General features: G+C 41.7%; 22 protein-coding genes, 2 pseudogenes and 1 riboswitch. Of the genes and pseudogenes, 18 read left to right on the plus strand and 6 right to left on the minus strand.

The features are described 5' to 3' along the window. The first annotated feature begins 1,478 nt into the window (after positions 1–1,478). The 3 genes and pseudogenes from DP114_RS30305 to DP114_RS30315 form a co-directional block, all read left to right on the plus strand. The gene (locus DP114_RS30305; protein WP_171977887.1) at positions 1,479–2,201 is read left to right on the plus strand and encodes a Crp/Fnr family transcriptional regulator; all 723 of its coding nucleotides are present in this window, start codon (positions 1,479–1,481) and stop codon (positions 2,199–2,201) included. A 151-nt stretch (positions 2,202–2,352) separates the two neighbouring features. Next, positions 2,353–2,778, plus strand: a complete 426-nt coding sequence (locus DP114_RS30310) for a response regulator (protein ID WP_171977888.1) — start codon at positions 2,353–2,355, stop codon at positions 2,776–2,778. Positions 2,779–4,149: 1,371 nt separating this feature from the next. Further along, positions 4,150–4,374, plus strand: a pseudogene (locus DP114_RS30315) (transketolase C-terminal domain-containing protein); the annotation flags it as partial. A gap of 300 nt (positions 4,375–4,674) precedes the next feature. Here the strand turns inward: DP114_RS30315 and DP114_RS30320 are convergent. After that, positions 4,675–5,895, minus strand: a complete 1,221-nt coding sequence (locus tag DP114_RS30320) for an MFS transporter (RefSeq protein ID WP_246162902.1) — start codon at positions 5,893–5,895, stop codon at positions 4,675–4,677. 279 nt (positions 5,896–6,174) lie between these two features. On the opposite strand from DP114_RS30320, the gene DP114_RS30325 reads away from it, so the two are divergent. The 3 genes from DP114_RS30325 to DP114_RS30335 all read left to right on the plus strand — a co-directional run bounded on the left by DP114_RS30325 (position 6,175) and on the right by DP114_RS30335 (position 8,898). Continuing rightward, positions 6,175–6,831 (plus strand): GntR family transcriptional regulator, encoded by a 657-nt coding sequence (locus DP114_RS30325; protein WP_171977889.1) that lies wholly within the window; start codon positions 6,175–6,177, stop codon positions 6,829–6,831. 351 nt (positions 6,832–7,182) lie between these two features. After that, positions 7,183–7,938, plus strand: coding sequence for a YebC/PmpR family DNA-binding transcriptional regulator (locus DP114_RS30330; RefSeq protein ID WP_171977890.1), 756 nt, complete (start codon positions 7,183–7,185; stop codon positions 7,936–7,938). Positions 7,939–8,589: 651 nt separating this feature from the next. Further along, positions 8,590–8,898 (plus strand): hypothetical protein, encoded by a 309-nt coding sequence (locus DP114_RS30335; protein WP_171977891.1) that lies wholly within the window; start codon positions 8,590–8,592, stop codon positions 8,896–8,898. Positions 8,899–9,048: 150 nt separating this feature from the next. Here DP114_RS30335 and DP114_RS30340 read toward each other — a convergent pair whose 3' ends face one another. After that, a complete protein-coding gene (locus DP114_RS30340) occupies positions 9,049–9,453 on the minus strand; it encodes a type II toxin-antitoxin system death-on-curing family toxin (RefSeq protein ID WP_171977892.1) in 405 nt (134 codons plus the stop codon). Then, entirely contained in the window at positions 9,450–9,674 is a 225-nt protein-coding gene (locus DP114_RS30345) for an AbrB/MazE/SpoVT family DNA-binding domain-containing protein (protein ID WP_169222733.1), read from the minus strand. Before DP114_RS30345 ends, DP114_RS30340 begins: the two co-directional genes overlap by 4 nt. 726 nt (positions 9,675–10,400) lie before the next feature. Here DP114_RS30345 and DP114_RS30350 point away from each other — a divergent pair. The 3 genes from DP114_RS30350 (at position 10,401) to tatC (ending at position 15,598) form a co-directional block, all read left to right on the plus strand. Next, positions 10,401–11,657 (plus strand): FAD-dependent hydroxylase, encoded by a 1,257-nt coding sequence (locus tag DP114_RS30350; protein ID WP_171977893.1) that lies wholly within the window; start codon positions 10,401–10,403, stop codon positions 11,655–11,657. Between the two features lie 845 nt (positions 11,658–12,502). Beyond that, positions 12,503–14,695, plus strand: coding sequence for a lytic transglycosylase domain-containing protein (locus tag DP114_RS30355; protein ID WP_171977894.1), 2,193 nt, complete (start codon positions 12,503–12,505; stop codon positions 14,693–14,695). 93 nt (positions 14,696–14,788) lie between these two features. Further along, positions 14,789–15,598: a twin-arginine translocase subunit TatC gene (gene tatC / locus DP114_RS30360; protein WP_169268327.1), complete on the plus strand. Its 810-nt coding sequence runs from the start codon at positions 14,789–14,791 to the stop codon at positions 15,596–15,598. A 48-nt stretch (positions 15,599–15,646) separates the two neighbouring features. Here tatC and DP114_RS30365 read toward each other — a convergent pair whose 3' ends face one another. Beyond that, entirely contained in the window at positions 15,647–16,648 is a 1,002-nt protein-coding gene (locus DP114_RS30365; RefSeq protein WP_169268326.1) for a YeiH family protein, read from the minus strand. Between the two features lie 202 nt (positions 16,649–16,850). Then, positions 16,851–16,926, plus strand: a riboswitch (Fluoride riboswitch). 44 nt (positions 16,927–16,970) lie between these two features. On the opposite strand from DP114_RS30365, the gene DP114_RS30370 reads away from it, so the two are divergent. From DP114_RS30370 to DP114_RS30385, 4 genes are read left to right on the plus strand one after another with little or no spacing between them, the layout of a single operon-like run. Further along, the gene (locus DP114_RS30370; protein WP_169268325.1) at positions 16,971–17,366 is read left to right on the plus strand and encodes a hypothetical protein; all 396 of its coding nucleotides are present in this window, start codon (positions 16,971–16,973) and stop codon (positions 17,364–17,366) included. Between the two features lie 38 nt (positions 17,367–17,404). Continuing rightward, positions 17,405–17,578: a hypothetical protein gene (locus DP114_RS30375; protein WP_169268322.1), complete on the plus strand. Its 174-nt coding sequence runs from the start codon at positions 17,405–17,407 to the stop codon at positions 17,576–17,578. A gap of 16 nt (positions 17,579–17,594) precedes the next feature. Next, complete coding sequence (gene copM, locus DP114_RS30380; RefSeq protein ID WP_171977895.1) at positions 17,595–17,948, plus strand: CopM family metallochaperone; 354 nt, start codon at positions 17,595–17,597, stop codon at positions 17,946–17,948. Between the two features lie 16 nt (positions 17,949–17,964). After that, positions 17,965–19,443 carry a YncE family protein gene (locus DP114_RS30385; RefSeq protein WP_169268323.1) on the plus strand — a complete coding sequence of 493 codons (1,479 nt, stop codon included), beginning with the start codon at positions 17,965–17,967 and terminating at the stop codon, positions 19,441–19,443. 19 nt (positions 19,444–19,462) lie between these two features. Here DP114_RS30385 and DP114_RS30390 read toward each other — a convergent pair whose 3' ends face one another. After that, complete coding sequence (locus tag DP114_RS30390) at positions 19,463–20,383, minus strand: LysR substrate-binding domain-containing protein (RefSeq protein WP_169268333.1); 921 nt, start codon at positions 20,381–20,383, stop codon at positions 19,463–19,465. A 182-nt stretch (positions 20,384–20,565) separates the two neighbouring features. Between DP114_RS30390 and DP114_RS30395 the strand changes: the two are divergent. After that, a pseudogene (locus DP114_RS30395) lies at positions 20,566–20,851 on the plus strand (transcriptional regulator family protein); the annotation flags it as partial. Positions 20,852–20,923: 72 nt separating this feature from the next. Here DP114_RS30395 and DP114_RS30400 read toward each other — a convergent pair. Then, positions 20,924–21,235 (minus strand): DUF3067 family protein, encoded by a 312-nt coding sequence (locus DP114_RS30400; RefSeq protein ID WP_169266837.1) that lies wholly within the window; start codon positions 21,233–21,235, stop codon positions 20,924–20,926. A 226-nt stretch (positions 21,236–21,461) separates the two neighbouring features. Here DP114_RS30400 and petC point away from each other — a divergent pair, with 226 nt between their 5' ends. From petC to DP114_RS30420, 4 genes are all read left to right on the plus strand, one after another. After that, complete coding sequence (gene petC, locus DP114_RS30405; protein ID WP_169266836.1) at positions 21,462–22,001, plus strand: cytochrome b6-f complex iron-sulfur subunit; 540 nt, start codon at positions 21,462–21,464, stop codon at positions 21,999–22,001. Positions 22,002–22,334: 333 nt separating this feature from the next. Beyond that, positions 22,335–23,336 (plus strand): cytochrome f, encoded by a 1,002-nt coding sequence (petA, locus tag DP114_RS30410; protein ID WP_169266835.1) that lies wholly within the window; start codon positions 22,335–22,337, stop codon positions 23,334–23,336. A gap of 121 nt (positions 23,337–23,457) precedes the next feature. After that, positions 23,458–23,781, plus strand: a complete 324-nt coding sequence (locus tag DP114_RS30415) for a hypothetical protein (RefSeq protein WP_169266834.1) — start codon at positions 23,458–23,460, stop codon at positions 23,779–23,781. After that, positions 23,778–24,260, plus strand: a complete 483-nt coding sequence (locus DP114_RS30420; RefSeq protein WP_171977896.1) for a type II toxin-antitoxin system YhaV family toxin — start codon at positions 23,778–23,780, stop codon at positions 24,258–24,260. The genes DP114_RS30415 and DP114_RS30420 overlap by 4 nt, the downstream gene beginning before the upstream one ends. Positions 24,261–24,297 lie beyond the last annotated feature (37 nt).

Genomic DNA, 24,297 nt, shown 5'->3' on the forward strand with positions numbered 1-24,297 from the left:
ACGATGAAGGGGGAGGGTATTTTTATGGGGATTTTGGTGTTAAAGTCGAAAGTTTACCTTTTGGGAAAATTTTGATGTAATCAGGAATACAAGAATCTTTTCAGCTTGACCTACCTTAGCGTAGCCAAAAAAACATAGACCTAGCACAACTTCAAAAAGTAAAACCCACAGATGATGACCTGTGGGTTTTTAATTCCTGTGTTGCTATGGCTATGGCTAGTCACTAGTACCGCTTGCTTCTTAGAAGCTTATTTTGATGGGGTGATAATCTCTTCTGTCAAAAGTTCTGTTACGGTAATTTTTGGGTGTATTCATAAACACAAATAAGAAAAACTGTTACCTCAAAAAAAAATAAAAACCCCCACGGCAACTGGGGGGTTTTTATTAACTAGCAACTTTACTTAATAGCCAACCAGCGTTAGGAGCAATGCTTCTTAGAATTTATTTGTGATGAAAAGATATCTCTTCTGTCAAAAGTTCAATTTCGATAAAATTTGGATGTGTTTAGGAACACGAATAAGTAAAGCTGTTACCGTCCAGTTCACCAGCACCAGTAACATCAATAATTTCCTACATAAGTGTAATTTCTATTTCAACCATAAATGTATTGGTCAACACAATTTTTTGTAACGAGCGATTCATGCTTTAGAAAGAGTTATACAAATACGACCTCACTAGTATTGGAATAAACAGAGGATGACCTTTTGGTATAAGGTTCATTTCCTCCATCGGCACATTTTCCCCGCACCCATAAGTGTGGGTTTTTTTAAGGTAATGAGCAGTTAATATTCGGCGTAGGTCAGACGAGATAATCAAGATTTGAGGTGTGCTCATTTGTGGTCGGAAAAACTCCTATGTGTTGTATTCGTCAACACAAGTTTTTGTAATCTAAACTCCTGCAATAGACAGGGGGTTTACAAATACAATCCCGCTAATATTGTCAGAAATGAGTTATCACTATTTGTCGAAAATTTCGATAGGTGGTCTGGGGGCTTTTAATCGCAAATTGCGGATATAGCGTTGCCTAAAGTCTGGAACGATTTGCATCTCTATATTTCATACCCTTTTCGATATAAGCTCCTTTCCTCTTCTCATCTTACGCATTGCCCCAATTATCCGATAAGGTTGTGGGGATTTTCAAGTGCTTTTCAGTCCAGTTAATGTCAATAAATTGACATTACTATAAAGGTCAATTTATTGACTTTTATACTACGTAAAATAGTTAACTCTGACATTTCCAAATTAGTATCACTATTTTTGAACACCGTGTTGATAAACAAAAGCCACCTTTTGAGATATTGAGACTAGTTTTAGGCAACTCTCAAGTTAGGGGAGACCGTAAAAATAAAATACCAGCCGTATTTCAGGTTGACGGGTTGGTAACGAGGGATCTAGGTTTGACGGCTGGTATTTTATTTCAAGGCAAGTGCCTTACCATCAGTTGCTTTTCAAAGTACAGTTGCGCTTAAGGGTTCTCAATGTCAGTATCAAACTCGCCTAATCCACCAATAGAAAATCAAATACTTGCCGCACTTTCAGCGGCTGAGTATCAACGTCTAGTTCCCCACTTAGAGCGAGTCGAATTTAAAAATAAGCAAATCCTCTACGAAGTAGGCGAACCGATAACACATGTCTATTTTCCCCATCAGGCAATAATTTCTTTAGTCTCTAACCTTGAAGACGGATCGACCGTTGAAGTTGGTATAGTGAGCAATGATGGCATGGTGGGTCTTCCTGTAATTTGGGGCGGCAACACGACAACCACAACTGCATTTGTGCAGGTTGCCGACGGTGGTATGAAGATGAAGGCTTTGCCACTCATAGCGGAGTTCAACCGAGGCTCTGAACTTCAACGTTTGCTATTGCGTTATACTCAAGCACTGTTCACCCAAGTCACACAAACAGCAGTCTGCAACCGCGTGCATACGGTAGAAGAACGACTTGCCCGTTGGCTGTTGATAGTTTCTGACCGTATGCAATCTGATAAATTCCTGCTAACTCAAGAATTTATTGGTGAAATGCTAGGCTGTCGCCGCTCAGGTGTCACAGTGGCTGCTGGCATCCTTAGCCGAGCCGGAATCATTACCTACAGGCGTGGACATATTACCATCCTCAATCGGGAACACTTGCTCGATGTATCTTGTGAATGTTATTCCATCACCAAAAACGAGTACGCTCGATTGTTAAGTAAACAGAGCTAGCGGTAGTCAACAGCGGTCAGCACAAAACCAGTTTTTTATGGATTCACGCGTCCCCTCTCTAAAAGTTTTACTCTTCGGAGTTTAATGTGCGAAACCGTACTGACTCCCAACGTCAAGCAGGTGTAAATTCTAAGCAATATAAATAAATGTCATGTTAATGCTTTTTGAACAAACACTTCAAAATCAACCGTCATTTCTTGATGGTTTACGGGTACTTGTGGTAAGTAATAATGACGATTGCTTGTGGCTAGTTAGGGTTATTTTTGAAGAGTGTTTTGCAAAAACGAAAATGGCAAGATCTGTGGATAATGCCATACAAGTCATAGAAGAGTGGAGACCTGATGTTATAATCAGCGAGAGCAGACTGCCTAAGAAGGACGGTTATTCACTAATTCGCTTCATTAGAAACAAAGAAGCCAAGGAAGGAGGATTTATTCCTGCTGTGGCGATTACAAGTTATATGTGTCCAGAAGAGTTTAATACAGCAACGGATGCTGGGTTTCAGGAGGTTATTTATATACCTTTTGAAATTGATACGCTTGTTGCAGTTATTACACAGCTTATACGAGTTACATAAACAATTAAAAAATACGATACCTCTAGTATTAAAAGAGTATACAAATATTTCAAAATTCAATTACTACTTTAGAAAGGGTTTTTTGTAATTTCAATTCCTGCTTTAGAAAGGGTTTTTACAAATACGACTTCACTAGTATTGAGAGTATCATCAATTTCAAGATGACAACATCAAAAAGCCCCAGTTACCTTGGGGGCTTTTTATTTTTTATATGGCAATAGCACCAGTAACATCAATAATTTCCTGTATAAGTGTAATGTGTATTTGAACCATAAATGTATTAGTCAACACAACTTTTTGTAACGAGGGATTCCTGCTTTAGAAAGGGTTTTTACAAATACGATCTTACTAAGATTGGAAGAAATAGAGGATTAATAATACGACATAGCTTTCCAAAAAAGCACTGGGAACCTTTCTTCCATCGGTTCCTTCCCTGTACCTGTTGAGTACAGGGTTTTATTTTGGTGTGGTCATTTACGCTCGGAAAAACTCCTATGTGTTGTATTCGTCAACACAAGCTTTTGTAAGTGAAAGTCCTACAATAGACAGGGGTTTTACAAATACAATCCCGCTAATATTGGAAGAAATGAGTTATGAATGTTTGTCGAAAATTTTCAATAGGTGGTCTGGGGGCTTTTAATCGTAAGTTGTGGGTATAGGGTTTTCCTAACATTTGGAACGTTTTGCATCTCTATATTTCTTAGCCTTCTCGATATAAGCTCCTTTCATCTTCTCATCTTACGCATTACATTTTCTTTCCCCCATTATTCGATAAGGTTGTGGGGGATTTTCGAGTGCTTTTCAGTCTCGTTAATGTCAATCAATTGATATTAATATCAAGGTCAATTGATTGACTTTTATACAACTATTTCAAAATTCACGTCCAGACAGTCGCTGGGGGATTTTTAATTGGAAACTCCACAGTATCGTATTCGTCAATACAAACTTTTGTAATCTAAAGTCCTGCTGAAGAAAGAGTTTTACAAATGTGCCATCGCTAGTATTGGAAGAAATAAAGGTTGATTATTCGTTATAGGGTTCCTTACCTCTATAGGTACCTCCCCCGCACCCATTAAGTGTGGGTTTTTTTTTATTTTTAGGGTAGTGAGGGGGAAATATTCGACTTGACAATTTAGTCAAGGAAAACAGAAAAAATTTAATATTTCAAAATGAATTAATTCGTGAATACTGTATTTATCAATACAAATTCTTATAATCTAAACTCCTGCTTTAGAAAGGGTTTTACAAAATATGATGTCGCTAGTATTGGAAGAAATGGATCGTTAACCATAGTCACAAGTCCTCAGTACCATGCCTGGGGGCTTTTAATCGTAAGTTGTTGACAAGTAACGCCTAACCCTTGCAGCAGGTGGTAAACTCGTTGTAGTAGAAGACCACTGGAGTGAGGGTGGACTAGGTGCCGCAGTCCTTGATGCTTTTGTGGGTACGGGGAGCGCTCCTGCTTATGGTGAATTGGCGCTGAACCTAGTCAAGCTGGCAGTGCAGGATATGCCCGGATCGGGTACTCCAGAAGAACTACTTCATACAGCAAAAATTGACGCTGATGCGATTGTCAAGGCAGTGCGTTCGCGTTAGCGTGCGCTCTGCGCAATCGCTTGTCAAACAAGCAGCTTGGGTGCCCGCAGAGTAACACGCATGATATCGTTTCCGGTTGAATCTAAATAATTAAATAATTAAAAAACCGCAGAGGCGCTCCAGAACGCAGAGGAGCCAGCGCTCTTTGGAGCGCTGGTCTCACCAGGTGCTAACTCCTGCGAAGACGCTCTTGCAATAAGTCGGGAAACCCTAGCCGAGCACTGGCTCCCCTTACACCCTTACAACGCCAGGTGCTTCAAGTCGGGAAACCCTAGCCGAGCACTGGCTCCCCCTATCCCCTTACACCCCTAGTTGTTGACGCCGCCGCTTAATAAACGTAACAAAAGCCACTCCTAGCATCAGCAGTGCGATCGCACAAACCCCATGCCATTGCCAACGACTCCAAGCATATGCACCAAGGAACGAACCCAACGCCCCTCCCATAAAGGAAAAGGTCATATAAAGCGCATTCAAACGGCTGTGAAACTCTAAAGGTAAACTGAAAATTCTTGCCTGGTTGGAAATATGTGTGCTTTGCGCACCCAAGTCCAGAAGAATAACCCCGACAATTAGCCCCAGGATGTGGTAACCAAACACCCACAAAATGAGAAATGACAAGGTTGTAATCGAAAGACCCAACGCCACAGTTATCTTGGGATTCCTTTTATCTGCTATCTTACCTGCAACAGGAGCCGCTGCCGCTCCTACCACACCAACCAGCCCAAACAACCCCGTCACTTCACTACCGTAGTGATAAGGTGGCTGTGCTAAAAAGAAAACAAGAGTACTCCAAAAAGTACTGAAGGCTCCAAAGGACATCGCCCCTGCAAGAGATGCTTCACGTAAAATAGGCTGCTGTTGTATCAACTTGAATAAAGATCCAACCAATTGAGGATAAGAAACTCGCAGCGACGGTTGACTTTTTGGCAGCATTCGTGATAAAACAGCAGCCAGAACAATCATCAATCCACTCGCCAGCCAATACATCGCCCGCCAGCCCAAACTTGCCCCCACAAAACCGCTGACTGTCCTAGCCAAAAGAATTCCTATCAACACCCCACTCATCACCGTACCAACAATTCTTCCCCGCTGCTCTGGTTTTGCCAGTTGTGCTGCTAAAGGAATTATCAACTGAGCCGAAACACTGGTTATGCCGATCGCCAAACTCGCCACTAGCAACCAAGCAAGGTTGAGTGATACTGCTGCTGCTCCCAACGCTACAGATGTCAACACCAGCATCATCAAAATTAACCTTCTCCTCTCCATCAAGTCGCCCAGTGGAACAAGCAGGAAAAGCCCTACAGCATAACCAATTTGAGTCAACATGGGAATCCACCCAGTCGCATGGCTATGAGCTTGAAAGCTTTCGGCAATCACCACCAACAGAGGTTGGTTGTAATATAAGTTAGCGACGACAGTTCCACAGGTTATTGCCATTATCAAGACTAAACCACGCCCTAAAGGGTTTTGGCTAGTTCTATGAGTAGATGCACTCTTGGAATACTGGTTAACACTTTTCACAGAAGATCACTCCATTTACGTATAAATTTGTAGATTTAAATGAGGGGGTGTAAGGGCAACGCCAAGGTGAGCGCTCAGCCGAACGGTGTAGGGGACGAAGAGTTTACGTCCCCCCCTCCCTGCACCTCGAAACCTCGAAATCCTTAGTTTTGGTCATATTCTGTACATATCGTGGTGCTTTTTTTCTTATAGATTATCGATAATCGCTAACTTCACTTCAATTTATCGATAATCTATAATCAAAGTCAAGTAGAAAAGAGAAGAAAAAAAAGTTGGAAAATGAAAATGAAGCGTGAATGCATGAGCGATCGCGTCAAGCAGGTACTCATAGAGCGCATCCTTAACGGCACTTATGAACCTGGTAAGCGATTGGTAGAATTACAGATTGCTAAAGATATGGAGACAAGTCAAGCACCAGTTCGGGAAGCACTGCGCGAACTAGAAGCGATGCGGCTGGTGGATAGTCAACCCTACCGGGGAACGCGAGTGCGGGAGGTGAGTTTGCATGAGATGCAGGAGTCTTATCAAGTTCGAGGAGAACTCGAAGCATTGGCAGCACGGTTATCAGCGCCTAAGTTTCACAACAATCCTCAGCCACTTCAGACTGTGCAAGTGGTATTTCGAGATGCAGCTTTAGCAAAGGACTTGAAGGTACTGGCACGGCAAAATGCAACGTTTCATCGACTTATTGTTGAGACATCAGGTAATAGTGTCTTATTGCACACGTGGGATTCATTAAATTTTGAAGCTTGGACTCGCATTAATTTAGAATTGAGCCAAAATAAAATTGATCCGCTGTGTTTTGTAAAGGAACATCAGCAAATCATTAACGCATTCGTGCAGGGCGATGGAAACACCGCAGCAGAGTTACTTCGCCAACATGCACAGACGACTGTGTTAACGCCTGAGACACAAGAGGCAGCTTTTCCTTTGTGAATAGAAAACAGGCAACAGGGAATAGGGAACAGGGGAAGGTTTTTTAATCCCTTTGGCTTTAACCTTTCCCCTTTCCCTAAGCTTTACAAGCGCATTTTTGGGTTGCCAAACCACTAGTACACAATGGCGGAAATAAAGCTACCATTTCATACACCCAAAAGCCTTGTATTTCAAGCATTTTGAATTTTGTTCGCGTAGCGTGCCCGCAGGGCATATTTTGAATTTTGAATTCCGCCTTGCGGTACTAGGTGGGCAGAAATTTTGAAATCTCACACAAACCAAAAACGATGTAAAAGCTAGAATCTAGCTATATCGTATCTGGTGAGTAGATAGTATTGTTAAGTTCCGAATATGGCAGGACACAGTAAGTGGGCAAATATTAAACGCCAAAAAGCAGTTGTGGATGCAAAAAAGGGTAAGACTTTTACCCAGTGGTCGCGTGCTATTATTGTGGCGGCGAGAAGTGGGGTTCGGGATCCAGCCGGAAATTTTCAACTGCGTACCGCAATAGAAAAAGCAAAAGCGGCGGGTTTACCTAATGAGAACATTGAAAGAGCGATCGCCAAGGGTGGAGGTACACTCTCAGGTGATTCCTCTAGTTTAGAAGCAATTCGTTACGAAGGTTACGGTCCTGGAGGAGTTGCGATCCTCATTGAAGCCTTGACAGATAATCGTAATCGTACTGCTGCAGACTTACGTGTTGCTTTTAGTAAAAATGGTGGTAACCTCGGTGAAACAGGTTGTGTCAGCTGGATGTTTTCCCAAAAAGGCGTTTGTACTGTAGAGAGAATCGTCGATGAAGAACAGCTTTTAGAAGCATCTCTTGAAGGAAGTGCTGAGTTTTATGAAATGACACAAGAGCAAATTGCTGAAGTATTTACCGAAGTAGTGAATTTAGAGAACCTGAGTCAAACTCTCAAACAAAAGGGTTTTGGGGTGACTGATGCCGAACTACGCTGGATTTCTGCCAACAATGTAGAAGTGACTGCTCCAGATCAGGCACGCTCACTTCTGAAGTTAATTGATAGTTTAGAAAGCTTAGAGGATGTACAAAATGTTACCGCTAATTTTGATATGTCAGAAGAATTGATGGCTGTGATGGCTTGAATTTTGATATGAAATCTCACTTCTAAAATTTAAAATTGTTGCAATTAAAACACATAAAATACTGAAAAAGACAATGCTTAGAAGATCTAATTGTTAATTATCAGATGAAAAAATACTCTCAGCTTGCAACTTTTGGCTGTAATGATAATTTTGGAATTTGAGATGTCAAACCTGCAAAAATCGACACAAAAACTCCATGTCAAGAACATGAGACTGACATAACTGTATGAAATACTTAGATTATTGATTCTTCGATAAAAATTAAGTAGTCGTCATGAACTGCGTACACTAGAACACATGAAAATTGATTTTTTCTTCTGAGTTCTGAGTTCTGAGTTCTGAGTTCTATTTTCAAGCTAGATCGACCAAATTAAACGTAATCTGAGTTTGATATAACTTACACATTTGGGATGTTCCCAATTCCTATTCCTCCTCCTCGACACACATAACAGAATCTAACCCCGTTGCGTTCCTCAAGCTCCAGCGGGGTTTTTTCTCTTTATAAAAAAGTTGACTAAAGTAACCTAATCTGTTACCTCGTTAACCTAACAAAGGCAAAAATTTACACAAAAACTCCATATCAATAACACTACAATGTCATATCTTCTTGGGATAGTTGAATGGTTGATTCTTGAGTGATAAAAGTTTCATATGAACAAGATTACAAAAGCTTTACTTCTGTCTCTTGTGGTTGCTGCTCCTGTAGCCCTAACTGCACCTGCTGTACACGCACAGGGAACAATGTCTTCTCCCGCTACAACGACATCACCTACACCAACTTCTGGTGCAACTACCAAGCCTGGTGGTACTATGAAACCTTCCACGACTAAAAAGAAGAAAACTGGTACGGTAAAAAAGACTCGCACTCCTAACTCTGCCAAAACACCTACAGGTACTACACCCACAACATCACCTTCCACCTCTCCATCCACTCCTGCTTCACCTTCTCCTGCTCAATAAATAATAGTTAATAAGCGGGCTTAATCAGGCAAGCATCTCGTCAAAACTATATATCCTCATGCTCATTAAGCTTTGCTCGCTGTTTAGAATGGCGAGTATTTTTATTTGTAGCGTTGAAGCATCATAGATTTTTCTCAACTACCGATTTGGTCATTCTCCATACTCTATTGAGTTTTTTTGTATCCACACAGCTAACGATTCCTGTGTTTCTTCGCTAGAGGCTATTCCTTCCATCATTACAACTACTTCTACTTCTGGAGCGTCAAAAGAATAACCGTTTAGTTCTAAAAAAGTAGCCATTGCTACGAAGGATAATCTTTTATTCCCATCTACAAAAGCATGGTTTTTTGCAAATCCGTAACAGTATGCAGCAGCTAACTCAAATATCGTAGGTGTTAGTTCGCCATAAACGAATAAATTTTTCGGTCTGGCTAATGTCGCTTGAATTAAGTTTTCATTGCTACCAGATAAACCGCCATGCTGATGTTGTTGGTCTGCGTGCATAGCTCTAATCATTGCCTCGTCTAACCAAAACGGTTCGTTTCCACTCCTCATTTTGCTAATTCGTGCAACGCATTCCTATACTTAGAACTTACTTTCTTGTATGCTTCCATCGCTTTTTCAAAATCAGGATTAGAAGCTGTGAGGTAAACACCATCAGCAGTTTCTGTTACAAATATGGTGTCACCTTCGTCAACTCTCAGTTTTTGTAAAATTTCTTTAGGTAAGGTAGTTCCTAAAGAATTTCCAACTTTACGAACTTTTAACGTATACATAGTTATCTCTTGCATTCTTAGGGTAATACTATTGTAATAACATTATTATCCACCAAATACACAATTAAGTTTCTATACCAAAAGTTTACGGTCACACGATAATGCTCTTATAGTTTATGCAGCGTGTGTGACGTTTATCGACACCACTCACCCGATCCTTGAAAACCGCATAACTTCGTTGACTGGTGTCGATTGTTTACCCAGTAAGCTTTTGCGACCTCAAAATTAATTTATTTCTGAGACAGTTTAATCACTTTTTCGAGATGCGTCGATTGGGGGGTCTGAAAGTCTCACCCAGTAAGGTTTCCAGAAGTTAACTCTTTCCACTACCTCTTCTCCGCAAGGAGATGGAAACTTTTTAGAGAAACGTCCCATCTTTCAAAACTCCGACTTTCCACTACCTCTTCTCCGCAAGGAGATGGAAACTTTTCAGGGTCTTGCTCTGAAAAAGTAATGGTATCTGTCTTTCCACTACCTCTTCTCCGCAAGGAGATGGAAACCACTATCGTCGCTATCACAGATGGAGATGTAAGTACTCTTTCCACTACCTCTTCTCCGCAAGGAGTACAGTTTCTTTCCACTACCTCTTCTCTCTGTGTCCTCTGCGCCTCTGCGGTTCAAAAACACTTATTATTCTGGCAATTCGAGACTGACATCTCCTCAACTTGCTCTTCCTAGCCCCCTTGCGTCAAAATAAGAATGAAAACGCTGTAACTTATCTTAACAATGGCGCAAGCGCAGCTTCAAACCCCTAACCCTCCCCAAACACCGACACAGACGCGGGGATATGATTATGATTTAGTCATCGTCGGCGGTGGGATTGTTGGCTTAACCCTAGCCTCTGCATTGAAAGATTCCGGGTTAAGTGTGCTGCTGGTAGAAGCAAAAGTAGAATCAGCGGCGGTAGCCAAAGGACAAGCTTATGCGGTGCATATGCTTTCGGCGCTCATTTTCCAAGGAATTGGAATTTGGAACAAAATATTGCCCAACATTGAGACTTACCGCCGTGTGCGTCTTTCTGATGCTGATTATCCTAGTGTGGTGGAATGGGAAACTAAGGATATAAACACAAAAGATTTAGGTTATGTGGCAGAACATCAAGCACTGTTGCATCCCTTACAGGAATTTGTCAAAAATTGTCCCAACGTCACATATCTGTGTCCTGCTCAAGTCCTTAATATCCAGTATCAGCAGGATGTGGTAACGATGGATGTTAAAATTGCGGACCAAATGCAGACGGTTCGCAGTAAATTAATTGTAGCCGCAGATGGATCGCGTTCCCCTATCCGTGAAGCTGCTGGAATTAAAACCCGTGGCTGGAAATATTGGCAATCTTGTATTGTTGCTTTTGTCAAACCAGAAAAACCCCACAACAACACAGCATACGAAAAATTTTGGTCTAGTGGTCCGTTTGCAATTTTACCTTTGCCAGGAAACCGTTGCCGAATTGTGTGGACTGCCCCCCATGAAGAAGCTAAAGCTTTGTGCGCCTTGGATGATGAGCAGTTTTTGACAGAATTAAGCAAGCGTTATGGGAATCAGATGGGGAAATTGGAATTGTTGGGCGATCGCTTTATTTTTCAGGTACAACTCATGCAGAGCGATCGCTATGCCCTCCACCGACTCGCTTTAATTGGCGATGCCGCACACAATTGCCATCCCGTAGGCGGACAAGGTTTGAATTTGGGCATTCGCGATGTTGCTGCTTTGGCGCAAGTGTTGCAAGAAGCTGATACTCAAGGTGAAGATATCGGCAACATTCAAGTCCTCAAACGTTACGAACGCTGGCGTCAGCGGGAGAACTTGACAATTTTAGGTTTTACTGATTTATTAGATCGAATGTTTTCTAACAACATCTTGCCAATTGTGATAGTTCGTCGCCTTGGGTTATGGATGATGCAGCGAATACCTTTGGTAAAAGTCTTTGCTCTCAAGTTGATGATTGGTTTGAAAGGGAGGACTCCTAAATTAGCGCAGCATTAAAAACAGGTTATTTGCTGTTTATTATTCCTGTTCCCTCTTAAGAATCATTCAGGCAGCATCCTAAATGTTTCAATTTGTGGGTATAGGCTTTGATCTGATTTTGGTTAAAAAAATTTGGGAGCAAAATGCTCCTACGACTCGTCTTGTTTCATGCATGGGCATGCTTCCATCATTCTAAATTGCTATGACCATTTGTCTTGAGATCAAACAAAGACAAACGCAAAGAAAATCATGCAAAAATTATCGCTCGGTTATGAGTCACGAACTCTTTTTTAAATACTCTGACTACAAATTATTAGAATAGCTATTTGTGTTATTTTGACATCTTCCGTTAGAGGGATAAAGATATAACTATAGGTTGATTCAAGACTATAACAATTGATGGCTTTCTTCTCTCAATATCTGTATGATTTATAACGTCATCACATTTGAAAAGAGTTTGTATTAGTAATAAAGTTAACTCGTTCAGGTTGTCAGGAGTTATTGAGTGAGAGTTGTAAACGTTATTAATGTAGTTAACCCTAGTCTATTTGTATCTACTTATATTACTTAGTATTAATCAGTTTAGCGATAAAAAAACATGGAGTCATTTTAATAACAAGCTGAGCGAGAAAATAAGTGTTTACTATGAAAAAAAGTCTTGATATGAAAAGTAGTATGTCTTAGTTCTCTAATCCTTAACAAAGATTACTTACGCAAACATTGTGTCAATAATTCCTAAAAGTTCAAAGTTAATCTCATCCTTGTTTCCGAATATAAAAAATATAAAAGTTAAAACTGAAGACGTTGACCACCAGTAATGCTAAAGTGGCAAGAAATTCATGTGAAATTTTCAGCGGGAATCGATGCTGAAGAAGCTACAGACAAAGCATATTTCTCTCATAGTGGGTGCCGGACTATGTGCCTTCTTAGGTGGGGCAATCCTGTCGGCTCCCGAGATAGGAAAATCAGTAAGTCAATGGCTTAAACCGCACAAGACTGAACCAGAGAAGCTTTCGGAAGAAAGCAAAGCGAAATCACCCGTTTTTGCCTTGGTATCACAATCTCCGCAAGAACGTGGTGCAAAACTAGAAGCACTAATAAAGGAGGGATCAAATTCAGCAGATCAAAATCGCGCTCGTTATCTTTTAGCAAGTGACTTAATTGAGCAAAAGCAAGCTGAACCTGCACTAAAGTTACTAGATGGATTAGACAGAGATTATCCAGTCTTTGCTCCGTATGTATTGCTAAAACAAGCGCAGGCACACGAAATTCTAGGACAAGAAGGCAAAGCCTCAGATCTGAGGCAGAAAGTAATCAAAGACTACCCCAAACAACCAGCTGCTGCTAAAGCCTTGTATCTGATTGGACTCCCGGAGTATCAGGACAAAGCAATAGCTGAATTTCCTTCTCATCCCCTTACCTGGGAAATTATCCGTAAACGGTTGGAGACAAATTCCAATCAACCGCAATTGCAGTTAATTTTGGCAAAATATGCCTATGACCAACCAGGAACTGTACCTGTGTTGAATCAGCTGGCGAACAATTCCACCCTTAAACCCGAAGAGTGGGAAATTGTTGGTTCAGCTTTCTGGGAAAATAATGAATTTGGCAAAGCAACGACAGCTTACGCCAAAGCAGGTAAAACACCCCTCAACCTGTACCGTGCTGGCAGGGGATTGCAAATAAGTGGAAAACGACCAGAAGCCCTTGTTGTCTATCAAGAACTTGTCAAGGCATTTCCCGATGCCAAAGAAACTAGCACTGGTCTGTTACGCTTAGCAGAAATGGCAACAGTACGTAAAGATGCTTTGCCGTATCTTGATCAGGTTATTACTAAATTTCCTGACAAAGCAGGTAAAGCACTGGTAGAAAAAATCAAAATTCTTCAAGCTCAAGATCAAAAAGCAGCGAGTGAGGCTACTAAGCTCCTGATTACCAAGTACGGTAATTCTGAGGAAGCGGCAGAATATCGCTGGAAAATTGCACAACAAAAAGCGAAAGCTAAAGATTATAAAGCTGCATGGCAATGGGCAGAACCGATCGCCAAAAATAACCCCAACAGTATTTTGGCTCCTAGAGCAAGCTTTTGGGTTGGAAAATGGGCAACAAAACTGGGGAAAAAGCAGGAAGCAAAACAAGCTTATGAGTATACCCTCAGCAATTTTCCCCATTCTTACTATTCGTGGCGAGCAGGGGCAACTTTAGGACTCAATGTTGGCAATTTCAACTCCGTGCGCCCGATGAACCCAAGCCTCGTCCCGTTCCAGCGTCCGGTGCCAACTGCTGGTTCTGAGACATTTAAAGAATTATACCTCCTTGATCAAGACCGCGATGCTTGGTTGCAATGGCAAACCGAATTTCAGAACAAAATGCAACCAACAGTAGCAGAGCAATTTACTGAGGGTTTGATGCGGCTGGCAAAGGGAGAAAATATTATTGGAATTGACAAAATTTCCAAATTGGAAGATCGAGAAACACCGCAAGAACAAGCACAATATCAGGCTTTAAGCAAACAAGTCACTTACTGGCAAGCTCGTTATCCTTTCCCCTATCAAAAAGAAATTGAACAATGGTCCCAAAAGCGTCAGCTCAATCCTCTGCTAGTGACTGGGTTGATGCGTCAGGAATCACATTTTGAGCCAAAAGTCCGTTCTACAGCTGGTGCGGTTGGTTTAATGCAGGTACTACCAAGTACAGCAAAATGGATTGCCCCACAAATTCAGGTGGACAGCACAAAAATAAATTTGGAAAATCCCAACGAGAATATCATGTTCGGGACTTGGTATTTGGATCACACTCATCAGCAGTATGGTAATAACTCAATGCTAGCGATCGCCAGTTACAATGCTGGTCCCGGTAATGTTTCCAAGTGGGTACAAACCCTGCCAAAGGACGATCTAGATGAATTTGTCGAATCAATTCCCTTTGATGAAACCAAAAATTACGTGCGTCAGGTGTTGGGTAATTACTGGAATTACTTAAGACTCTATAACTCAGAAACTTCGCAGTTGGTAGGAAAATATTCGACTGTACACCCACAACTACCGGTTCAATGATGTCAAAAAGTACAGACGCGCTTAAGGCGCGTCTCTACATCCACCTGCTTCCCAGATACAATAGTTAGCAGGTGATGCCGTTCTAGCTAACTCATGACACCTCCACAAAACGTAGACACAACAACACCATACAGTGTTGACTTTGAACCAAATGGTGACTCAAAACCAGAAATAGATCCTATCGATCCTCTTGACGAGTTGCCAAGTGAAGTCGAAATGTCAATTTTCGATCACTTAGAAGAGTTACGACAACGAATTTTTTACTCGCTCATTGCTGTAGTAGTGGGTGTTGTTGGCTGTTTTATTGCCGTTAAGCCGATTGTTCAGCTGCTAGAAGTACCAGCACAGGGAGTAAAATTTCTGCAACTGGCTCCCGGAGAATATTTCTTTGTTTCAATGAAAGTTGCAGGCTACAGTGGGTTGGTTTTGTCTAGCCCGTTTGTGCTATACCAAGTTATCCAGTTTGTTCTCCCTGGATTGACTCGTCGCGAACGTCGCTTGCTGGGACCTGTGGTTTTGGGATCGAGTTTTTTGTTTGCGGGAGGGTTAGCCTTTGCGTATCTTTTATTGGTACCAGCTGCTTTGAAATTTTTCATCAGCTACGGTGCTGATGTTGTGGAACAATTATGGTCGATTGACAAATATTTTGAATTTGTCTTGTTGCTGCTGTTTAGTACTGGGTTAGCATTTCAAATTCCGATTATCCAAGTCTTACTTGGTGCTTTGGGAATTGTCTCTTCTGGACAAATGCTTTCTGGTTGGCGCTACGTTATTATGGGCGCGGTGGTTTTAGGAGCAATTCTGACACCTTCAACTGATCCCTTTACTCAAAGTCTCTTAGCAGGAGCAGTTTTGGGACTTTACTTTGGTGGTATTGGTTTGGTTAAATTGGTTGGGAAATGAAATTTTTAATTTAAATAGCGAAACCTATATAAGGAGTGACGCTTGCGACTAGCGCACGACTAACATAATCACACCCAGGGAAGTAGCGCTAATAAATATCCACAGCACTACACCCTGAAGCATCGGTTTCCAACCAACCGCTTTCAACATCCGTCGAGATAAACCCGCACCAATCAAAAATAGCGTTAGTGTCAAACCTGCTTCCGAGATGTGTGTTACTATAGGCGACCAAGAAGCAACCTGCGGGATAAACGTCCGCGCTATCGAAGCAAGGAGAAACAAACCAATAAACCAGGGTACTTGGGGTTTATGTTGCACACTCTCCCCTGACTTTTTATTCTGATGTTGGAATATATAACTTGCTGCTATTGAGATAGGTATAATCCACAAAGCGCGCGAGAGTTTAACGGCTGTGGCTGTATACAGCGCACTTTGACCATAGTGTGATGCTGCACCTACCACACTAGAAATATCATGAATTGCTACACCAGCCCAGGTTCCAAACTGTGTCTGCGTTAAGTGCAGCACATGTCCTAAAGGTGGAAACACAAACAAAGCCACGGCATTCAGAACAAAAACTGTCCCCATTGCTACCGAAATCTCGCTTTGTGCTGCGTTGATGACTGAACTGACTGCGGCAATCGCACTCCCACCACAAATCGCAGTTCCCGCTGAAATCAAGCCAGAAGCTTTAATGGGAATCTTCAACCACTTTCCTAAGAAATAGCCAAGAATGAAAGTAGCACTGATGCTACCCACAGCAAACAAAGCACCGCTTGCCCCTGCTTTCAACACAACGGCTAGGTTCATGCCAAACCCCAGCATAATTACAGATGCTTCTAGTAAATATTTAGATGCTGGGCGGCTAATTCTGTGAAATGGATTCTCGTGAGTCAGCGCCAAGAAAATTCCTAACATCAGCGCTATTGGTGGTGAAGCCCAAGGAGTCAGACAAAATCCAGCAGCTAGGATAAAGACAATTTTTCGATACAGGAGTTTTTGATCGCTAGTGAGTGAGGATAATTTTTTTGTGATCAGACTTCGCTTCATTTCAACCTCGTACTGAAGGGTTGATCTCACTTTAGGCATTTCAATTAATAGAAGCAAACGTTCTTTACTATTTAAACAATAGGTTTAAACTATTATTTACAGATTGGAAAATGACTACAAGCGCAAGCATCAAGAGGTTTTGTTCTTTAGCAAAGAAGCATAATCCAATATCTTGACAAGTTAGTCGAGATTTTGGTATTACAAAAACAGTGGTGATGAAACTCGCCTTCTGGAATAACCAGAGAACCGCCCTCATGGCTGATAGTTTCTAGTTCGACGCTACGTAAGCCTTCTCTAAAAAGATAGGTCACTAGAGCTAAGAATGATCAGCCAAGATGAGGTAAATGAAATGGGCGGGCTTTTTTTTAGAGTTATCAAAACTAACACAATAACTCCTAGGCATCGATTTTTAGAAACGCCAGAAGCAGATTTCAATCAGAATTCTGAAGCACTTCTAATAATTAAAGTGCTTAAAAACTGCTATTTGAATGGCACCAAATTAGTTATTGACTCAGTTGAGTCTAGCAAAAGTGTACTGAATGACTTTCAAACGCAACTAAAAAAATCTTTAAATATTGTAAAAACAAAACTAGCAGAATTTAAGAAGAGTCAGTCATACCAATGTTGGATTTTGCGAAAAGTTGAGTCAGTGGTTTGTAAACAGAAGTTGGCGGCAAGATATTGTTTGGGCGAAACTTTCGGGGGGTTACCACCATGAAAAGGTGTAACCTTCAGCTTTGATATAAGTTCAATTCTGTGTTCTCAAATGTTAAAACCACCACTGGAGAGCAAGGAACAGAAACAGTCAAGGCTTTAGTTACATTCAGCAATGCCAAGACTAAAATCCCTGTTGAATATACTTTGCTCTACAAACCCGTTTCTGGTAATTTAAAAATTGCTGAAGAAACCTGGAAAATTGTTAAGCCATAAAGCAACACTAAAAAATATGTCTTTCAATCTACCTTTTTTATTTTTATTATCAATTGGCATCCCAGTAGCGTCGATGATAATGCCACATCACACTCTTGCAAATCAGGCTTACGATCAAGCGATGTCCTCTATGCATACACAAATGCAGCATGTGCAGATGAATGGCAATCCTGATGCTGATTTTGCAGCCATGATGATTCCGCATCACCAAGGAGCCATTGAGATGGCAAAGGTTGAGTTGCAGTACGGGACAGATCCCCGTCTGCGACGACTAGCGCAAGAGATTATTGTCACTCAACAGTCAGAAATTGAACTGATGCAGCTATCGCTCAAGCATCCACAATCACCCATGCCTTCATCGTCAAAATAAGTTTGAAAATATCTCTATGAAAAATCGAGCGATAATCGCCACAATCACATTTGCCATTTTACTAGGTTTAACACTGTCTGCCTTTGGTGGGCAAGTTCCTTATGCAGCATCTACACCGGATATTTCCATTACTTCGCGTGACCGGGTTTACACGGCTGACCAAACCTCGAATACAATTTCTGTACACAATCCCCAAACCAATAAACTATTGGGTGTGATTCGTCTGGGTAAAACAGCGCCAGAGAATTTGAGTCCCTTGTATACTGGTCAACTACTAGTGCATGGTATGGGTTTTTCGCCCGACAATCGCACCTTGGCGGTGGTTTCAGTCGGTTCCAACTCGGTAGCTTTTATTGATACCCAGACAAATAAAGTTAAGCACGTCACTTATGTTGGGCGATCGCCTCACGAAGCCTTCTTTACACCCGATGGTAGTGAAGTTTGGGTGACAATACGTGGAGAAGACTATGTTTCTGTGTTAGATAGTCAAACGTATCAAGAGAAACAACGCATCACTGTTGACAATGGACCTGGGATGACAATTTTTCGTCCCGATGGTAAGTATGGATTTGTCTGCTCTAGTTTCACACCCCAGACAAGCGTTATTGATGTCAAGTCCCATCAGGTGGTAGCAACAGTTAAACAAGCCTCTCCCTTCTGCCCAAATATTGCTGCAACTCCGGACAACAAGCAAGTTTGGCTGACGCTGAAAGACACGGGTAAAGTTCAAGTATTTAATGCAGAAGCCCCCTTTAATGTCACTGCTACCTTGGATACCGGACCGATTACAAACCATGTCAATATCGTCAGAAATCAGAAAGGTCAATTTGCCTACGTTACAGTTGGTGGTGAAAATGTTGTCAAAGTCTATACAACAACGAATACTCCAAAATTGGTAGCAACTATTCCAACGGGCGAGTTACCCCACGGTCTTTGGTCTTCTGGTGATGGTTCCCGTATCTACGTAGCATTAGAAAATGGCACTGGAGTCACCGCAATTGATACTTTGAAAAATCAAGTGATGGTGACGATTCCTGGTGGTCAATCCTCGCAAGCGATCGTTTATGTTCCCAATGCAGTTCCTACTGGAGATGGATTGGCAAATCTAGAGCCTTTGGGCAACTCTGGTTTAGTGGCTCATTTAGTGATGGGTGCCCCAGGATCGTCAGCGAAAAAACCCGCGACCACTGTAACAGTTAACAACCAGGGCATAATTGATTTACTAGAAGCAGCAGTGACTGGACTGCAACCTAAAAGTATGTATCAATTGGCGTTAGCGGAGCGTCCTAGCAAACCTTATGGTAAATTACAACCCCTAGCAAAGTTCCAAACTAACCCTTCTGGTGCGGCAATTGTCACGACATTGGGACCGATTAGGCAGGTTGTAGAAGGTAATGCAGGCGGACAATCTCGTCGGTATTTGGTAATTGTACCGTTGAAAGATGATGTTGCAGGAATGCCCGTGCAGATTCAGCTACAGCCAATGTCGAAGTAAAAGGAGCTATTCCACAGATTTACCCCGATACTAGCAATTGCTCGAACACTTGGCAGATACGGGTTTGAAAGCGTTCTCGATGCTTTAATAAAAAGAAGGGACGTGAGAGTGAATTTGCATCAGTAGTGTCTTTTGCCAAACCTGTAACCTTAATACAACGGAGCATATCAAGACGCAGTTCTTTGGTGATTATGAGGTTGGAAATCGCCGCAGCCCCTACCCCACTCTCAACGGCTGCTTTGACCATATCACCGCTTTTCATTGACAAAATGACATTTAACTGTATTAGTTCAATACCCCACTGTTTTAGCACTTGCTCAAACTGCTGACGAGTTCCTGACCCTTTCTCGCGCATCACCCAACCAGTGTTTGTTAGTTCTGTTACCTTAACTGTACTCCGCTCAAACCAAGGATGAGATTGACCGATAACGATTTGCAGACAATCTCCGCCCACAATTGTTTGCTGTAAAGAAGTTAAAATTGATGGCTCAACTTCGCCTTCTACCAAGCTAAGGTCAAACAATCCTGTAACCGTCCCTTCACTAATTTCAGTAGTGTTACCTAACGTACAGTCAACAGTGATGCCAGGATACTGTTGCTTAAATAAGCTGATGAAGCGGGGAAGCCAGTAATTACCTATTGTTTGACTTGCGCCTAATTTGAGTTCACCTCTTTGCAAATCGTTTAATTCGCGCAGTCCCCGTTCAGTCAACTCAACAGAGTCTAAAATTTTTTGTGCTTCTGCTTGCAGCATCCTCCCAGCAAGAGTTAGTTCAATCCGACGACCAATCCTATTAAATAATTTGACTCCATACTGTTCTTCAAGGCTTTGAATTGCAGCACTCACAGAAGGCTGGGTGATGTAAAGCGCCTCGGCGGCGCGAGTAAAATGCATATGTTGCGCCACCGCCAAAAATATCTGTAATTGGTCAAGGGTCATCCTTGCCATTGTAAAAGCGTTATATTTTTTGAGTGATAAATGCCCTTTTAATATTTATCATAGTTACCACTATCGTTATTGCAATTCTTGTGAATCATCTTGATATTCTTACGGAACTATGTAAAAGCTAGAATCAAGCTATATCGTATTTTTGAGTAGATAGTTTTTATTCATTCCTTGATATGGCAGGACACAGTAAACGGGCAAATATTAAACGCCAAAAAGCGGTCGTGGATACAAAAAAAGGTAAGACTTTTGCAGTGGTCGCGTGCTATTATTGTGACGGCGAGAAATGGGGTTCGGGATCCAGCGGGAAATTTTCAACTGCGTACCGCAATAGAAAAAGCAAAAGCGGCGGGTTTACCTAATGAGAATATTGAAAGAGCGATCGCCAAAGGTGCAGGTACACTCTCAGGCGGTGCTTCTAGTTTAGAGGCAGTTCGCTACGAAGGTTACGGTAACTTTGGGTAAAAGAATTTTCTGACAATCTCCTCATTTTTCTGTCTTAGGTTTCGCCATAGTTGGTGAAAGTCTTTACAACTACTCGATTAACCACTCCGCAGCGCGTTCACCTAAATCTAACGCAATGCTCACAGCTTTACCAAGTCGTGGACGTTCTCGTGTTTCTCTAATATATGTTCTTACCTGTGCTTCACCACCTAAACCATTGAGATAGTTGGCGATGCTATCGAGATGCTCTTGATACTCTACCTCATTTAATGGGAAAGACACTTGCTCTAAATATTTCCACATAACTTGTAAGAATATTTTACCCTGTGTCCGACGCAACTGGACATCATAAGAGCGTCCCCACTTATCAAGCAACAGTTGGCGTAATTCCTGTCCCGTCATATATTTTCTCAAATATTTTTACATTTAGTTATGATGTTAAGTTCCATGACTCAAGTATGATAGGACTATAAAGAAATGTAATCCTACTAAGAAAGATGCTGGAAAGATTTTTGCACAAAGCATCCTAGCATCATTGTGGGCATTATCCTTTTCAGTCAGACAAGAGTTTCTTAATGAAAAACTCAAGTCATATTTGTTAACAAAATACACAAAGAACGCGTAGGTTATGGCTCAATTTTCTGAATCAATGGACGTGCCCGATATGGGGCGTCGTCAATTCATGAATCTTCTGACATTTGGAACTGTAACCGGAGTGGCTCTGGGAGCATTGTATCCCGTTGTCAGCTATTTTATTCCTCCATCAAGCGGTGGGGCTGGAGGTGGTACAACGGCAAAAAACGAGCTGGGTAACGATGTCAGTGTTAGCAACTTTTTGGAAAGTCATAATGTAGGCGATCGCGTTCTGGTTCAAGGACTTAAGGGAGACCCTACTTATATTGTTGTAGATAGCAAAGAGGCGATTACTGATTACGGAATTAACGCCGTTTGCACGCACTTAGGTTGTGTTGTTCCTTGGAACGCAGCAGAGAACAAGTTTAAGTGTCCCTGTCATGGTTCACAGTACGACTCTACTGGTAAAGTAGTTCGAGGTCCAGCACCGCTATCTTTAGCTTTGAGTCATGCAAAAACCGAAGAAGACAAAATCATCCTGACTCAATGGACGGAAACTGACTTCCGTACAGGCGAAGAACCTTGGTGGGGTTAACAGTTATCAGTTATCAGTTATCAGTTATCAGCTCATCTTGGCTTGATAATTCTTCACTGTTTACTGAAAAGGCTGTTCACTGATGAAATCAGTGCATAGTCTATAGTTTGGAGTCGAAATTTGACTCTTGACTAATGACTAATGACTCTTGACCCTTCGGGTATCTCCTGAGCCCTTCGGGCACGGCTTGAGGCCGAACGGAGACGCTTCGCGTTCGCCCTTGGCGTGCGCTTTGCGCTTACGCACTCACCTAGGTCGGGAAACCCTCCTGCGCCGTGCTGGCTCACTAATGACTAATATCAGAGAATCGTTGTCCTAGTTGTCCTTATAGAGATGAGAAATGTTTGTCAAACAGCGAGTTTAACTCGCAGTGCTGGAACAATTATCAAAACCTTGCTCGTAGCGATCGCCACAGTGACATTTTTCTTCACCAGTGATCTAGTTCTACCTCAAGCAGCTTCAGCATATCCCTTTTGGGCACAAGAAACCTACCCCGAAAGCCCTCGCCAAGCGACAGGGCTGATTGTGTGCGCCAACTGTCACCTAGCAGCAAAGAAGACCGAAGTTGAAATCCCCCAGTCTGTTCTGCCTGACACGGTATTTAAAGCCGTGGTAAAAATTCCCTACGATACAAGCGTACAGCAGGTGGGTGCCGATGGTTCTAAAGCTGGCTTAAATGTCGGTGCTGTGCTGATGCTACCAGAAGGCTTCAAGATTGCTCCTGAAGAACGCATTCCCGAGGAGTGGAAGGAAGAAATCGAGGGTTTATTCTACCAACCCTACACCGAAGACAAAGAAAACGTTGTCATCATTGGACCGTTACCTGGTGAACAATATCAGGAAATCGTCTTCCCAGTGCTTTCTCCTAACCCTGCAACTGACAAGAACATTAACTTTGGTAAGTACGCTGTTCACGTAGGTGGTAACCGTGGACGCGGACAAGTTTACCCCACTGGCCAAAAGAGCAACAACACCGTATACACCGCTTCTGCTGCTGGTACAATTAGCAAGATTGCCAAAACAGAAGATGAAGATGGTAACGTCAAGTACGAACTCAGCATCCAACCTGAATCTGGGGACGTAGTAGTTGACACCATACCCGTTGGACCAGAATTGATTGTCTCTGAAGGACAAGTGGTCAAAAAAGATGAACCTTTGACCAATAATCCAAACGTTGGTGGATTTGGTCAAGATGATGGGGAAATTGTGTTACAAGATGCTAGCAGAGTTCAATGGATGATTGCATTTGTCGCACTTGTTATGTTGGCTCAAGTTATGCTTGTCCTCAAGAAGAAGCAGGTTGAAAAAGTTCAAGCTGCAGAAATGAATTTCTAAATTCAGAGCCAAATTATCAGTCATAGGACAGGTGTTTGACCTGTCTTTTTTATGTTTGTTTGACTTGATTATAAGAAATGTTATAATAAGATGAATTGCCTTTATAAAGGAGCATACTTAAATGACCGACAAGACCTATCCTATAGCTTCTGCTAAGATAGGCACGCAAGATGGTTTTCGCTTACCTCGTGCTTTTTCTAAAGACCATCCTCATTTAGTTAATACTTCAGGTTATGTGCAAGTCTTGTCTAAAAATACCTTTTTAGTGCAATTAGACACTGATGAAGTTGAGGAGGTAGATGAAACAGAATCTATTATGATGAGTCTGTTCCTCGACTTTTTGATGAAAGATGCTATTACAAATCCTGAGCAACTCGTTGCTTATACGAAAGAAATGAGCGACGAAATGGATGAGCTACTTTGTGATGTTGTTTTGGATGCATGAACTCATTCACATCTGATGGATGGAGAATATTTTTCTACCCATTGTTTGATAAGCAATGGGTACAATTGTCTCATCGGGTTCGTACTTTAAAAACTGAGTTATCTAAACAAGAGTTTATGACTCATGCAGATGTAAAGCTACTAAAGGGCTTGAATATTGGTATTAAAGAAAAAATCACTCAAGACCCTTTTGCATCTCATTTTATATTACACAAGCCTTTACACAAGTATGGTCGTCTGAAGAAAATGGGGCTACCTGCCCGATATAGATTATTTTTTAGGGCATTTAAAGAACAAAAAATTATTATCATTATTTGGTTAGGATTCCCGCGTAAAGAAGGGGATAAAAACGATTGTTATCAGGTTTTTGCAAAAAAAGTTACTAATATTGACTTTCCTGAAAATGTAGATGAACTGCTTGCTGAATGTGAGGTAACAGATTTTCAGGAAGAAAAGAAAGATTCAGTGAAAACTAAATGATTAGGAAAGATGCTGCACAATAAAAAGCACAACGCTT

Origin of the sequence: Brasilonema sennae CENA114 (assembly GCF_006968745.1) — a bacterium.
Classification (GTDB): Bacteria; Cyanobacteriota; Cyanobacteriia; order Cyanobacteriales; family Nostocaceae; genus Brasilonema; species Brasilonema sennae.

Bases quoted from the DNA above. Each gene is read 5' to 3' on its own strand.
- DP114_RS30305 (WP_171977887.1), top strand. From the start codon at position 1,479: ATGTCAGTATCAAACTCGCCTAATCCACCAATAGAAAATCAAATACTT.
- DP114_RS30310 (WP_171977888.1), top strand. From the start codon at position 2,353: ATGTTAATGCTTTTTGAACAAACACTTCAAAATCAACCGTCATTTCTT.
- DP114_RS30325 (WP_171977889.1), top strand. From the start codon at position 6,175: ATGAAAATGAAGCGTGAATGCATGAGCGATCGCGTCAAGCAGGTACTC.
- DP114_RS30330 (WP_171977890.1), top strand. From the start codon at position 7,183: ATGGCAGGACACAGTAAGTGGGCAAATATTAAACGCCAAAAAGCAGTT.
- DP114_RS30335 (WP_171977891.1), top strand. From the start codon at position 8,590: ATGAACAAGATTACAAAAGCTTTACTTCTGTCTCTTGTGGTTGCTGCT.
- DP114_RS30340 (WP_171977892.1), bottom strand. From the start codon at position 9,453: ATGAGGAGTGGAAACGAACCGTTTTGGTTAGACGAGGCAATGATTAGA.
- DP114_RS30345 (WP_169222733.1), bottom strand. From the start codon at position 9,674: ATGTATACGTTAAAAGTTCGTAAAGTTGGAAATTCTTTAGGAACTACC.
- DP114_RS30350 (WP_171977893.1), top strand. From the start codon at position 10,401: ATGGCGCAAGCGCAGCTTCAAACCCCTAACCCTCCCCAAACACCGACA.
- DP114_RS30355 (WP_171977894.1), top strand. From the start codon at position 12,503: ATGCTGAAGAAGCTACAGACAAAGCATATTTCTCTCATAGTGGGTGCC.
- tatC (WP_169268327.1), top strand. From the start codon at position 14,789: ATGACACCTCCACAAAACGTAGACACAACAACACCATACAGTGTTGAC.
- DP114_RS30365 (WP_169268326.1), bottom strand. From the start codon at position 16,648: ATGAAGCGAAGTCTGATCACAAAAAAATTATCCTCACTCACTAGCGAT.
- DP114_RS30370 (WP_169268325.1), top strand. From the start codon at position 16,971: ATGATCAGCCAAGATGAGGTAAATGAAATGGGCGGGCTTTTTTTTAGA.
- copM (WP_171977895.1), top strand. From the start codon at position 17,595: ATGTCTTTCAATCTACCTTTTTTATTTTTATTATCAATTGGCATCCCA.
- DP114_RS30385 (WP_169268323.1), top strand. From the start codon at position 17,965: ATGAAAAATCGAGCGATAATCGCCACAATCACATTTGCCATTTTACTA.
- DP114_RS30390 (WP_169268333.1), bottom strand. From the start codon at position 20,383: ATGACCCTTGACCAATTACAGATATTTTTGGCGGTGGCGCAACATATG.
- DP114_RS30400 (WP_169266837.1), bottom strand. From the start codon at position 21,235: ATGACGGGACAGGAATTACGCCAACTGTTGCTTGATAAGTGGGGACGC.
- petC (WP_169266836.1), top strand. From the start codon at position 21,462: ATGGCTCAATTTTCTGAATCAATGGACGTGCCCGATATGGGGCGTCGT.
- petA (WP_169266835.1), top strand. From the start codon at position 22,335: ATGAGAAATGTTTGTCAAACAGCGAGTTTAACTCGCAGTGCTGGAACA.
- DP114_RS30415 (WP_169266834.1), top strand. From the start codon at position 23,458: ATGACCGACAAGACCTATCCTATAGCTTCTGCTAAGATAGGCACGCAA.
- DP114_RS30420 (WP_171977896.1), top strand. From the start codon at position 23,778: ATGAACTCATTCACATCTGATGGATGGAGAATATTTTTCTACCCATTG.